This is a genomic window from Polynucleobacter cosmopolitanus (genome assembly GCF_002224225.1).
GTDB lineage: Bacteria > Pseudomonadota > Gammaproteobacteria > Burkholderiales > Burkholderiaceae > Polynucleobacter > Polynucleobacter cosmopolitanus.
In genome coordinates this window covers 549,549-561,871 of the sequence record NZ_NJGG01000001.1, presented here as the reverse complement: position 1 = coordinate 561,871, position 12,323 = coordinate 549,549, and the positions used below count along the sequence as shown (strand labels likewise).

At 43.5% G+C, this 12,323-nt stretch carries 15 protein-coding genes; 1 reads left to right on the top strand and 14 read right to left on the bottom strand.

Annotation, left to right across the window (positions count from 1 at the left end; all coding sequences use genetic code 11):
* Window positions 1–17: 17 nt before the first annotated feature.
* The 7 genes from AOC33_RS02960 to AOC33_RS02930 are packed head-to-tail and all read right to left on the bottom strand — an operon-like array spanning window position 18 to window position 5,765.
* Window positions 18–914 (bottom strand): acetaldehyde dehydrogenase (acetylating), encoded by an 897-nt coding sequence (locus AOC33_RS02960; RefSeq protein WP_089515090.1) that lies wholly within the window; start codon window positions 912–914, stop codon window positions 18–20.
* 35 nt (window positions 915–949) lie between these two features.
* Window positions 950–1,744 (bottom strand): SDR family NAD(P)-dependent oxidoreductase, encoded by a 795-nt coding sequence (locus AOC33_RS02955; RefSeq protein WP_089515089.1) that lies wholly within the window; start codon window positions 1,742–1,744, stop codon window positions 950–952.
* A 5-nt stretch (window positions 1,745–1,749) separates the two neighbouring features.
* A complete protein-coding gene (gene dmpE, locus AOC33_RS02950; RefSeq protein WP_089515088.1) occupies window positions 1,750–2,532 on the bottom strand; it encodes a 2-oxopent-4-enoate hydratase in 783 nt (260 codons plus the stop codon).
* 39 nt (window positions 2,533–2,571) lie between these two features.
* The gene (locus AOC33_RS02945) at window positions 2,572–4,026 is read right to left on the bottom strand and encodes a 2-hydroxymuconic semialdehyde dehydrogenase (RefSeq protein ID WP_089515087.1); all 1,455 of its coding nucleotides are present in this window, start codon (window positions 4,024–4,026) and stop codon (window positions 2,572–2,574) included.
* Between the two features lie 24 nt (window positions 4,027–4,050).
* Window positions 4,051–4,470, bottom strand: coding sequence for a GlcG/HbpS family heme-binding protein (locus AOC33_RS02940; RefSeq protein ID WP_089515086.1), 420 nt, complete (start codon window positions 4,468–4,470; stop codon window positions 4,051–4,053).
* The gene (locus AOC33_RS02935; RefSeq protein ID WP_089515085.1) at window positions 4,470–5,396 is read right to left on the bottom strand and encodes a catechol 2,3-dioxygenase; all 927 of its coding nucleotides are present in this window, start codon (window positions 5,394–5,396) and stop codon (window positions 4,470–4,472) included. The genes AOC33_RS02940 and AOC33_RS02935 overlap by 1 nt, the downstream gene beginning before the upstream one ends.
* 51 nt (window positions 5,397–5,447) lie before the next feature.
* Complete coding sequence (locus tag AOC33_RS02930) at window positions 5,448–5,765, bottom strand: 2Fe-2S iron-sulfur cluster-binding protein (RefSeq protein ID WP_089515084.1); 318 nt, start codon at window positions 5,763–5,765, stop codon at window positions 5,448–5,450.
* A 164-nt stretch (window positions 5,766–5,929) separates the two neighbouring features.
* Between AOC33_RS02930 and AOC33_RS02925 the strand changes: the two genes are divergently transcribed.
* Window positions 5,930–6,664 carry an FCD domain-containing protein gene (locus tag AOC33_RS02925; protein WP_089515083.1) on the top strand — a complete coding sequence of 245 codons (735 nt, stop codon included), beginning with the start codon at window positions 5,930–5,932 and terminating at the stop codon, window positions 6,662–6,664.
* Here AOC33_RS02925 and AOC33_RS02920 read toward each other — a convergent pair.
* The 7 genes from AOC33_RS02920 to ychF all read right to left on the bottom strand — a co-directional run bounded on the left by AOC33_RS02920 (window position 6,661) and on the right by ychF (window position 12,318).
* Entirely contained in the window at window positions 6,661–7,722 is a 1,062-nt protein-coding gene (locus AOC33_RS02920; protein ID WP_089515082.1) for an NADH:ubiquinone reductase (Na(+)-transporting) subunit F, read from the bottom strand. The genes AOC33_RS02925 and AOC33_RS02920 overlap by 4 nt on opposite strands.
* 85 nt (window positions 7,723–7,807) lie before the next feature.
* The gene (locus AOC33_RS02915) at window positions 7,808–8,077 is read right to left on the bottom strand and encodes an MmoB/DmpM family protein (protein ID WP_089515081.1); all 270 of its coding nucleotides are present in this window, start codon (window positions 8,075–8,077) and stop codon (window positions 7,808–7,810) included.
* Between the two features lie 61 nt (window positions 8,078–8,138).
* Window positions 8,139–8,393 carry a phenol hydroxylase subunit gene (locus tag AOC33_RS02910; protein ID WP_089515080.1) on the bottom strand — a complete coding sequence of 85 codons (255 nt, stop codon included), beginning with the start codon at window positions 8,391–8,393 and terminating at the stop codon, window positions 8,139–8,141.
* A 205-nt stretch (window positions 8,394–8,598) separates the two neighbouring features.
* On the bottom strand, window positions 8,599–9,927 hold the full coding sequence (locus tag AOC33_RS02905) for a DUF1329 domain-containing protein (RefSeq protein WP_245835570.1): 1,329 nt from the start codon (window positions 9,925–9,927) through the stop codon (window positions 8,599–8,601).
* Window positions 9,928–9,944: 17 nt separating this feature from the next.
* Window positions 9,945–10,550 (bottom strand): glutathione transferase GstA, encoded by a 606-nt coding sequence (gene gstA, locus AOC33_RS02900; protein ID WP_089515078.1) that lies wholly within the window; start codon window positions 10,548–10,550, stop codon window positions 9,945–9,947.
* Between the two features lie 111 nt (window positions 10,551–10,661).
* Window positions 10,662–11,195, bottom strand: a complete 534-nt coding sequence (locus AOC33_RS02895; protein ID WP_089515077.1) for an antibiotic biosynthesis monooxygenase — start codon at window positions 11,193–11,195, stop codon at window positions 10,662–10,664.
* A 28-nt stretch (window positions 11,196–11,223) separates the two neighbouring features.
* Window positions 11,224–12,318, bottom strand: a complete 1,095-nt coding sequence (gene ychF / locus AOC33_RS02890; protein WP_089515076.1) for a redox-regulated ATPase YchF — start codon at window positions 12,316–12,318, stop codon at window positions 11,224–11,226.
* Between the last annotated feature and the right edge of the window lie 5 nt (window positions 12,319–12,323).

Sequence of the window (12,323 nt, the reverse complement as noted above, 5' to 3'; positions counted from 1 at the left end):
TTCTTTGACTTGGTTAATCAATAAACCAACTTGCCAGACAACATCTCTTCAGCAAACATCTCAGCTGTTCTTGCAGCAGCTGCTGTCATGATGTCTAAGTTGCCGGCGTATTTAGGCAAGTAATCACCCAAACCTTCAACTTCCATGAACACTGATACGCGATTACCGTCAAAAACAGGTCCGTTCACCAAGCGATAGCCTGGTACATACTTTTGTACTTCTTTGATCATGTCATGAATCGAAGCAGTGATCTTGGCTTGATCTGGTTCACCTTCAACCAAACAGTGAATCGTGTCACGCATCATCAATGGTGGCTCGGCTGGGTTAACGATGATGATCGCCTTACCCTTTTGTGCGCCACCAACTTTTTCAACAGCACCGGCTGTTGTGCGTGTGAACTCATCGATGTTCTTGCGTGTACCAGGACCAATTGAACGGCTAGAAACGGTTGCAACAATTTCACCGTAAATTACTTTTTGAACACGTGAAACAGCGGCCACCATTGGAATGGTTGCCTGACCGCCACATGTCACCATGTTCACGTTCATTTCTTTTTTACCCAAGTGCTCTTTCAAGTTCACTGGTGGAATGCAATAAGGTCCAATCGCTGCAGGGGTCAAGTCAATCATCAACACACCCAACTCATTCAACTTACGTGAGTTTTCAGCATGCACGTAAGCAGAAGTTGCATCAAATGCAATCTGGACACCGTCTGCCTTAACGTGTGGCAACAAACCATCAACGCCATCGGAAGTTGTTTTGATGCCCATTTCGCGAGCGCGCTTTAAGCCATCAGACTCGGGATCAATACCCACCATCCATACAGGCTCCAACACTGGGCTTCTTTGTAATTTAGCCAATAGATCAGTACCAATGTTGCCAGGACCAATCAATGCACATTTAATTTTTTTCATTTGAAAATACCTTCTTTATTAAATTTACTAATTTTTTAAACAATGCTTCGCACGACACCGCCATCAACGTGCAATGCCGCACCCGTTGTTCCAGCGGCTAACGGGCTACTGATATACGCCACCATCGAAGCGACTTCATCTGGAGAAATAAATCTTTTGATCAATGATGTGGGACGACCTTCGGCAAAGAACTTGCGTTCCATTTCTTCAACCGTAATACCTTGATCTTTTGCCATTGAGGCAAAGAAGTTGGCAGCACCTTCTGTTTTGGTAGGTCCTGGTAATACTGAGTTAACCGTCACGCCAGTCCCAACTGCTATTTCAGCCAAGCCACGAGAAACAGATAACTGAGCTGTTTTGGTCATGCCATAGTGAACCATGTCACCCGGAGGACAAATCCCTGATTCACTAGAAATGAAAATGATGCGGCCCCAATTTTTCTGGAGCATCAAAGGTAAATAGTGGCGCGACAATCGCACACCACTCATCACATTCACTTCAAAAAATCTCATCCATTCGGCATCACTGATTTCAGCAAATGGCACAACATCAAAAATACCTAAATTGTTGATCAAAATATCAACATCACCATGAGCATCTAAAAGCTTTTGCACCCCCGCAGCATTGGATAAATCTGCCGCGCAGCCCTGCAATAAATTAGAAGAAACACGCTCAGAGAGTTTGGCGATTGCCTGATCAACAGAGGCAGTCGTGCGCCCGTTCACAATCACTCGCGCGCCGTTCTCAGCGAGCGTTTTAGCAATTGCAAAACCAATGCCGGCTGTTGAGCCGGTCACCAGAGCTGTTTTACCTGCAATTCTTAAATCCATGGCAATTAGCTAAAACGAACTGAACAGCTACCCAAACCACCAATGGTTGCTCTAAAGTTATCGCCCTTGGCAATCGGCGCCATCGCTGCCAATGCGCCAGATAAAACCACCTCACCAGCTTTTAAACCAACACCTAAACTACCCAATGTATTGGCCAACCAAGTGATTGAGTTCACCGGAGAACCTAAAGCGGCTGCACCTGCGCCCGTTGCAAAAATATCGCCATTTTTTTCTAAGATCATGCCGCAAGTATTGAGGTCGATTTTCTTTGGATCAACTGCGTTGTCACCCAACACAAAAACGCCGCAAGAAGCATTGTCTGCAACGGTGTCCTGAATTTTTATTTTCCAATCACGGATTCTTGAATCAACAATCTCAAAGCAAGGCATCACACACTCAGTGGCCGCCAGGATGTCTGCGTTACTCAGACCAGGACCCATCAAATCTTTTTTCAAGATGAAGGCAATTTCGCCCTCAGCTTTTGGCTGGATCATGCTATCAAATTCAATTGATTCACCTTCGTTATAAATCATGCCATCCAATAAATAACCGAAGTCAGGGCGATAAACGCCCAACATATTCATGACCACCTTAGATGTCACACCAATTTTTTTACCAACAATGCGCTCACCCGCCTCAATACGGCGCGCAATCATGCGCTCCTGTACTTTATAGGCATCTTCAACTGTCATATCAGGATAACGACTACTCAAAGGATCAATCACTTGGCGATTTTTGAGAGCGTTATACAGTTCATCACCTAAGTCAGTGATAATTTTTTTATCCATAGTCATTTCTAATCTCTTTATTTCTTTAGCTTTTGCTAATCAAAGTTTGACGCAAACGTTGCGTAATTCTGTGTAGAACTCTAATGAATGAACGCCACCTTCACGACCGATACCTGAACCTTTGGCGCCGCCAAATGGTGTACGTAAGTCACGCAAGAACCAGCTGTTAATCCAGCAAAGACCTACTTCAATCGCTTCAGCCATACGGTGTGCACGACCGATATTTTCAGTCCATACTGAAGTGGCTAAACCATAAGTTGTGTTATTGGCCAATGCAATTGCTTCTTCTTCAGTATCAAACGGAGCAATGTGACAACATGGGCCAAAAATTTCTTCACGGATCACGGTGGCAGTTTCTGGTAATCCTGTCCAAATGGTTGGTTCAACCCAGTGACCATTCTTTAATTCATCGGCCATCTTTGGAGAACCACCACCAGTGACCACCGTTGCACCCTCAGCCACTGCTTTGGCGTAATAAGAGGTCACCTTTTCTTTGTGTTCAGCAGAAATCAATGGTCCCAAGCCAACTCCCGGCTCATTAGGCGGGCCCACTTTTAAGCCCTCAGCTTTTGCTTTAAGAGCTGCAACAAATTTATCAAAAATTGGTCTTTGAACATAAACACGCTCAGTGCCTAAACAAACTTGTCCGCAATTCTCAAACGCCGAACGCGTCACACCTGCAATGGCCTTATCAAAATCGCAGTCTTCAAAAACAATTGCTGCATTCTTGCCACCCAACTCAAATGACACTGGGCGAACACCTTTTGCTGCAGCTGCCATGATTGCTTCACCAGTTCTTGTCTCACCGGTAAAGGTAATACCATTCACACCTTGGTGTTTGGTTAAGAATTCACCAGCAGAATTAGGACCAAAACCGTGAACCACGTTGTAAACACCCTTAGGTACTCCAACTTTTTCAAATACTTCACCAAGCAAGGTTGCTGTTCCAGGTGTTTCCTCTGAAGGCTTGATCACAACCGTATTGCCACAGGCCAGTGCAGGACCAACTTTCCACGTCATCAACAACAATGGCAAATTCCAAGGACACACAACACCAATCACACCCAAAGGTTTGCGAATCGCATAATTGATGGCTTTGCCACCATCTGGGGTATCCATTTGGAATGTTTCATTGGGTACATTTTTGATAATGTCGGCAAACACTTTAAAGTTCGCTGCACCACGTGGAATATCAATATGAGAGGCCAAAGATCTTGGTTTACCAGTATCAGCAATTTCAGCCTCTAAAAAATCATCGAAACGACGGTTAATTTCATCAGCAACCGCATACAACATTTCAACGCGCTTGACCGTGGTTAATTTTCCCCAGTCACCTTTAAGCGCTTCACGAGCAGCAGTCACCGCTTGATCCACCTCAGCAAGACCTGCCTCATGCACCATGCCAATGATTTGATTACTGACTGGCGCACGCTTTTCAAAAGTTTTATCAGTTGCTACAAATTCGCCGTTAATGTAGTTTAGAAATTGTTTCATGTTGTTTTCTATTTGTTTTATTGATTATTTAATCTTTGAAATTCCTGCTAAGGCACAAATTTCATCCTGTTCTGCAGAACCACCCGACACACCAACCCCACCAATTAATTCACAATCTAATTGGATCGGTACGCCACCCCCAAATATGACCAATCGATCTCTTTGAACAATCCCCTCCCTTAAAGCTGGATCGTCCTTGATAATGCTCATCCACTGACTGGTTGGAAAGCCAAAACTCGCAGATGTATAAGCTTTATCAATAGAGATATCGATTGAATGAAGAAAGGCGCCCGGCATTCTCAAAAAAGCCATCAGGACTCCACTGGAGTCCGTGACGGCCACATTAATTTTGATGCCCAACTCATTTGCCTTATCAATAGCACCCTGAGCTACTTTTGCAGCAGCCTCACAACTAATGTTTTTTTGAGATACAAAATGGCTCATTAGGTCACCACAGCCAAGAAAGCTTCGTTCAATTTACGATCGTGATAGAAAATTGCGCGACCCACTTCTTCGACTGGCCAGGTGATTTCGTGCATATCTGGATACCATTCATAGCCACCGCAGAAAGTTTCTAAACGATTGCCTGATGGATCAAAGAAGTAAATGGTTGCACCACGTGTAATACCGTGACGTGTAGGACCGATATCAATTGAGACACGATTCATCGTCATGATGTCGGCTGCACGAAGAACTTGCTCCCAAGAATCTAGTCGGAACGAAACGTGATGTAACTTATCGTCTTCACCATGGCGAACCATAGCTAAATCATGAGCTTTGGTTGAACAAGTGATAAATGCTGCTAAATCAGTTGTCTTATCTTCCAACTTCACACGCTCAGTGACACGGAAACCGAATACTTCCTCAAATAGCTTTCTGGTGCCATCAATGTCTTTACCGTAGATCAAGGCATGGTCCATGCGTACTGGAGAAATACCCTTTTGGTCTGGGTTCCAAGCCTCTGGAGCAAAATCACCTAGACCGTTACCCACATGATTTTTTTCTGCATAGAGTTCAAATGTATGGCCAGTTGGCGCTTTAAATCTGACGCGCTCACCCGTTTCCATCATTTCACCGGCGGGCATGCGCTCGGTTGTAACGCCATAAGCTTTAAGCGCTTTGTCTAAGTTCTCAAGAACTTCTTTGCTCTCCACTTTGAAACCGAAGAAATCCATGCCAGCACGATCAGCTTGGCGCAAGATCACACTGTTGTGGTCACGTTCATCCCAAGCCTTGAAATACACACGGCCAGATTTATCACGACCTGTTTCTTTTAAACCCAACACATTTGTATAAAAATGTACTGACTCTTCCATGTCTAAAACACGAAGTTGAGCGTGTCCCGGACGTAAAACACCTGTCATTGGCATATTTTTCTCCTATCAAAATATTTAATAACTACTATTGATCAAACAACTTCTTTATTTCTGTGTTGCACCACGCACCACATTTTTTTTCATCTTTCCCACCACCCTCAAGGTGATATCTGATTGCGGTCTCACTCGACAAGCCAAGACACAACCTCTCGCCTCTTCTTCAACTGTGACGTGATCTCGACTCATCACACGCTTGGTATATTCACCGCTGACAATCTCTATCTTGCAAACACCACAACCACCACCGCGACAACCGACTGGTATTCCTTTGCGCCCAAGAGCCTCCATCCCAGCGAGTAAATGCTGATCTTCACGACAGGGATACTCTTCCTGAGTATCTTCAATGAACACTTTATGAGGCATCAACTTTCTCGATTGTACCTATTAATCTCGAGATTATTTTGAAATACCTAAAGATTTATGGCAATGAGTGTTTTCCCCTAAATACCTCTATTTTTTTACTCAAAGTTCGTAAGACACGGCAAAATATCGATAATTCTTAAAAAATCGGATATCTTTTAAAAATCATGCATTTAGTACCTCAATCATCATTTATTCCTCGTACTCCTGAACCAAAAACGCTAGTAGAAGGGGCATATTTAGCCTTAAGACGTGACATCATCAATGGCGTGCATCCACCTTCAACCAAGTTAAGAGTCGAACACTTAAAAGATAGGTATAACGTTGGCGCAGGCACCCTGCGCGAAGCTCTTGCCTTATTGGTGGCTGATAGCCTGGTGTTCACGCAAGGTCAGAAGGGCTTCACTGTCAGCCCTATGTCATTGGTTGATTTTCTGGACATCACTGAGAGACGAATCATGTTGGAGAATGAAGCTCTGTCTCAATCGATGACTCTGGGCAATGACAAGTGGGAGGCTGATGTTATAGCCGCTTATCACCGACTAACTTTGGCCGAGAAAAAGTTAGGTAAAACCAACGACGCACAGGAAGACAACTTTTTTCAAGAGTGGGAACAGAGAAATGAAGAGTTCCATTCGGCCTTGGTTTCAGCTTGCCCATCTAAATGGATCCTACAATTCATTGGTATTCTTTACCATCATTCAGAGCGTTATCGTCGCATTGCGATGCATTATCGAAAAGATATTGAAAGAGACGTTCATGCTGAGCATGAAGCACTCAAGTCAGCCGCTCTGAACAGAGACATCAAGCTTTGCACCAAGCTCTTAGGTCAACACATCAAACTAACCTATGACTTGGTGTCAAAACTGCCTGAAGAAATTTTTAGCCAACCAGTGGCTTAAATATTTTTAAAGAGTGGGCTGCGAACTGTATTGGTCGAGTCCACTGCTGAAATAAATTTCTCAGCATAAATATCTCGCTCATACAAACGACCCTGCATCAAGGTTGAAATCGCTGCCTCAATCATTGGAGGTGGACCACACAAATAAGCTTTGCGTCCACTGAAGTCATTATTGAAATGAGCTTTGGCAGCCTCATGGACAAAACCACGAGGACCTGTCCATCCAGAATCAGCGGGTTCATCAGACAATGCTGCTATGTAGGTAAAGTTTGGATGCTTCGCAGCCAAATCTTTGAATTCCTGATCGTAATAAAGTTCTGTTTGTGATCTGGCGCCATACATCAATGTGATTGGCAAATCACAGCCTTCATTGAGCAAATCTAAAATCATGCTTTTCGGACTAGACAAACCTGAACCACCTGCAATGAATAACATCGGCGTGTTGGTTGATTTCTTGACAAAGAAACGACCATAAGGACCGCTCAACTTCAGCTTGTCACCAACCTTTAGCTGCTCATGAATATAGGTTGTGACTACGCCACCAGGCACGATACGAATATTTAACTCAACCTCACCATCATGGGGCGGGTTCGCCAATGAAAAAGCACGGCTTTGATTCAGCGCTGGGATTTCTAAATTAACGTATTGTCCTGCTTGAAAATCAACAGTCTTACCGCCTTCAATCTTTAACCAAATACCTTTGATGGTGGGCGTTAGATTTTCAATTCTAGAAACAACTCCCTCATAGTCGACCACTGGAATCACCCGAGCATCAGGATCTTCATCAATGTCTGCTTCAATCGTGACATCACTTTGCAATGTGGCACAACAAGCCAAACATTTTTGCTCTTCACGCTCAAAATCCATCAAGGCAAAAGTAGATGCCTCGCCATGCTCCACTTCACCATCGACCACTTGAACTTTACAAGTGGCACATAGACCATGGCAACAAGCATGCGGCAAATAAATACCAGCTCTCAAAGCGGCATCCAGGATCGTCTGACCGTCTTCAACTTCGATTGTTTGGCCTAGTGGCTCAATGGTTAGTTCGTATGACATAAAAACTCACAAATAAAAACTTTTAACAAAAAATAGACCGCTCATCAGCTTGAGCGTTCTATTCAAGATCTCATTTAATAATAGATTAAGATTTCCACTCTAAAACAAACTGATCATCATCCTCATCAACGTTACCAGAAAGGGTGATCAGATGCATGTGCATTTCTTGTAGCTCAAACTCTCGACCCATTTTTTCTTCAACAGTTGCACGCTTGATCACCAAGCGATTGGGCACATCGATTTTCACCATAGCGGGTTGCTCATCTACAACCGCCAGAGGGTTGTCTTCCACAATTGCCTCAACAATGTAGCGACTATCTTGATTTGATTGAAATGCAATAAATACATTAGCCATTTTTTATATTCCTAATTTTAAAATTCACATCAGTTCTCTTAGTTTTTGATACTCGAGAGTACTATTTGTCGATTCTCTTTTGGGTTGCATCACGCAAGCGCCATTCAAAATCATTGCCTTCATCAATCGGATTGGAGTCTTCATCAATCATGACAACACCCTGCTCTTTACAGAAAATTACATAATCTTCTTCTTTTAAGATCATTTCCGCAAAAATTTCAGGCTCACCCACCGCGAATTCAAACAACACAAAACCATCCTCGCGCTTCTCAACAAATCTTACAAATCTTTTTTCAGGATTAAATTGCTCCACCATGTTCTCACCTATGCCTAAAAGGTCTTCATTAAGACTATTCTTAAATTTGAAGACTGAATCATATCTCGAATATTCCCGAAATATTATACTTTTCTCGAGATTTAAGGGTAAATCCTAGGAATGCAAGCTACCAATGGCGCTTAGCCACTCTCAGGAACTATCAAGGTTACTCTTAATAAAGGGATGTGGGTCAAAAACTTGTCATTTAATCGCCACCCCTCAAGTTTTGAACTTGAAAAAGTGAAGGCGGGTTGGCTTTAGGATCAACCTTTGTTTTAAATTGCCCGGTGGTGCAATGCTTGGTTTGAACGTCCACAGCAGAAAAAACGTCATCGACTGGACTGCCCAAATCTTTATTTTCTGGCAAATGTGCATCAGGATGAGTTTTGCCCAAGGTTCCAACTTTCCACAGTTGACCTTTTCGGTCATAAATCAATGTTCGAACAATGTGCATCGATTGAGCATCTAAATAAAACAATCGCTTACTGATCGGGTGTTTAGGATCCAGCGGTTCAACTTCCAAAATAAAAGTTTTACGCAATTGCCAAGTGATATCAGGGAAACATCCTCCTTGACCATTCACATCAATGAATTGGTAACCATCTTTTTCTACTGGCAAGTCAGTTGCCAACTTCATCTCACGATGATTGAACATCGGCAGCAAAAGATTTTGGGCTCCTTTGTAATGCCATTTCATATCAGAAATACGGCCATTGAAACCTTCAAAATCTTCAATCATGACATCAGAGCCTAAAAAAGCATCTGTGTATTGTCCTGGCGCCATGCGACGCACGCGCCTCTGGAAACCCAAATACATATAAGCATCTTGAGGTTTGTGATCGTTATCAGCATGCAAGATCAAGAGTTGGGTATTTTTAAGATCTTGTGGCTCGTAAACTTTGGCATAAATAGCCACAGCCAAATCAGCAGCGTTGGGCTTAATGTCTGGAGCCGGCTCTTCAATGCGATGCTTGAATTTCAAAATATTGAAAGAGAACTTCACCGTCTTCTCAATCTTGCCACTCATTAAGTCTCGATAACGCCAATAGAAAGGATAGATCACCCCGCTATCACCAACACCGGCACCAGCCCTGAAATTCCAAGCTAATTTTTCTCCAGCACGTGGATCTTTTACATCAGGTTCCTCAACAAAAGGACGCCCTGAAATGTACTGATCAATATCACCAACTCTTGGACCGAGCTGAGCTTTATTAAGATGCTGCTTGGTAGCAGCAATGAACTTCTGATTAATTTGAAACTGTGTGGTTGGTCCCACCTTGATTTGATGCCAATCGTTTTGAATCACGTATTGCAAACCGGGATCTAAAATTGCCTTGTATTGCTCAAGATTGGTTTTATCAATCACCAAACCAGGTTTAACCCCAGGAAACTGGGGAAACCCTTTCAAATACGGATCAAAGCTATTTTGAAGATCTTGCTCACTGGCTGCTTGCACACTGGTGCTAAAAAATAATGCGCTCAATAAAGCAGCGATAGGAACAATAGAAGCCATCGGAGCAAGTTGTATCTTCATTTAGTTTGATTCAAATCCTACTTGATTAAACCCTCAGCCTTCATGGCTGCTTGCACTGCTGGTCGAGCTGCCACTTTTGCTACCAACGCTTGAATATGAGGATAAGCGTCTGTTGGCATCGCCAAGAAACCCATCCATCCGATCACGGTGAATAAATAGGCATCAGCGATAGAGAATTGATCGCCGACCAAATAAGATTTACCTGATAACTCTTGATTCACATAAGTTAAGCGTTTAGCAATATTGGCTTTTGCCTGAGCTTTCACATCATCTGCACTAGGATGGAAAAGTGGTGTGAATGATTTATGTAGTTCAGTACCGATGAAAGTTAACCATGACTGCACACGCACTCGGTCCAATGTGCCATTGGCTGGCGCCAATTTTTTCTCTGGCACCAAATCTGCTAAATACTGATTAATGGCAGGACCTTCGGTGAGCAACTCACCGCTATCCAACTGAAGTGCTGGGATATAACCCTTGGCATTGATTGCTGAGAAATCTGCGCCACTGGCTGTTTTTTTAGTGGCTAAATCAACAGATTCTTTTTCAAATGACAAACCAGTTTCACACAGTGTGATGTGCACAGCTAATGAACAAGCACCTGGGGTGTAATAGAGCTTCATGAGTATCTCCGCATAGGTTAAAAGATGATCCTATACCAAGTATTCCCGAAATAAGTTAAATTTCTCGAGATTTAGCGTAAACCCCTAGGCAGGGGCTCATTTGAACAACGCTTAATTTAACCAGGCTCTGAAGACCTGGACCAAACGCGGCATCAATAAATAAGTCATGGTGATCACGACCAATCCCGTGACAATCGCGGTTCGCAACAAATACGGCAAAGATTCCATATATGGCGTTAAGAAATACAAGAAAATCGATGCGGTGGGCCAAATGCCCAACCAAGTGATCAAAGCCATCTTATTTCTGGGTGGTTTTTTACCAACTGGAATTTCTGGCAAAGAAAACCATGCTTCTAGACCAGTTAAAAGATGATATTCAGGGTCAGCCGCTAATAATGGACGAAAACGTGCGTGCCACATTTGTCTCTGAGAAGAAACATCCCAATCATCCAAATCTTTTTGTGAAGAAAATTTCACAATCACTTGGTATTCATCGGCGTTAGCTAAGGGCGGGAGTAATTCAGAACCCAAAAATCCTGGGAAATGTTTCATTGATTCAAACATCCCCAAGATCAAAGCTTCATAAGCCGCATGACAACCGTCCTTGGCACGGCTATGAACAACTCTGATGACTGGGCTGGTCATTTCATGGACCTGATCAAGGATTCAACATTTAAACGTTGAACAAGAAGTTCAGCACATCACCATCTTTGACCACATACTCCTTGCCCTCAGCCCTCATCTTGCCAGCTTCTTTGGCACCTGACTCCCCTTTGAATGAGATGAAGTCATCATAAGAAATGGTTTGAGCACGAATAAAGCCACGTTCAAAGTCAGTATGAATCACACCTGCTGCTTGCGGCGCTGTGTCACCCACATGAATGGTCCAAGCACGAACTTCCTTCACACCAGCGGTGAAGTAAGTTTGTAAACCAAGCAAACCAAATCCGGCCCGAATCACACGATCCAGACCAGGCTCTTCCATGCCCATGTCACTTAAGAATGCTTTTTTATCTTCATCTTCTAACTCTGCAATTTCAGCCTCAATCGCTGCGCAAACTGCCACAACAGGCGCATTTTCTTTGGCAGCATGAGCCTTAACAGTGTCTAAGTGAGGATTATTTTCAAAGCCATCATCTTTAACGTTGGCCACATACATCACAGGCTTGGCCGTGATCAAGCAAAATGGTTTTAACAAGGCCAAATCTTCTTCATTTAAACCCATCGCACGCACGGGGAGAGCTTGGTTTAACTGAGCTTGTACTTTTGCCAAAAGGGGTGCCAAAGCGTTGGCCTCTTTATCATTCCCTGACTTAGCTGCCTTTGAATATCTAGCAAAAGCTTTATCAACAGTTGCCAAGTCAGCAAGTGCTAACTCTGTATCAATCACACCAATATCTGACAGTGGATCGACTTTACCGGCCACGTGGATCACATTGCCATCTTCAAAACAGCGCACCACATGGGTAATGGCATCAGTTTCACGGATATTGGCCAAGAACTGATTACCCAAGCCCTCACCTTTCGATGCACCAGCTACCAAGCCAGCAATATCAACAAACTCAACAACCGCTGGCAACACCCTTTCAGGCTTCACAATCTCAGCCAGCTCGGCTAGGCGAGGATCCGGCACCTCCACAACCCCCACATTTGGCTCAATCGTGCAAAAAGGGTAATTCTCTGCTGCAATACCAGCTTTGGTAAGAGCATTGAACAAAGTTGATTTGCCAACGTTAGGAAGGCCGACGATACCGCATTTCAATGACATAGCGA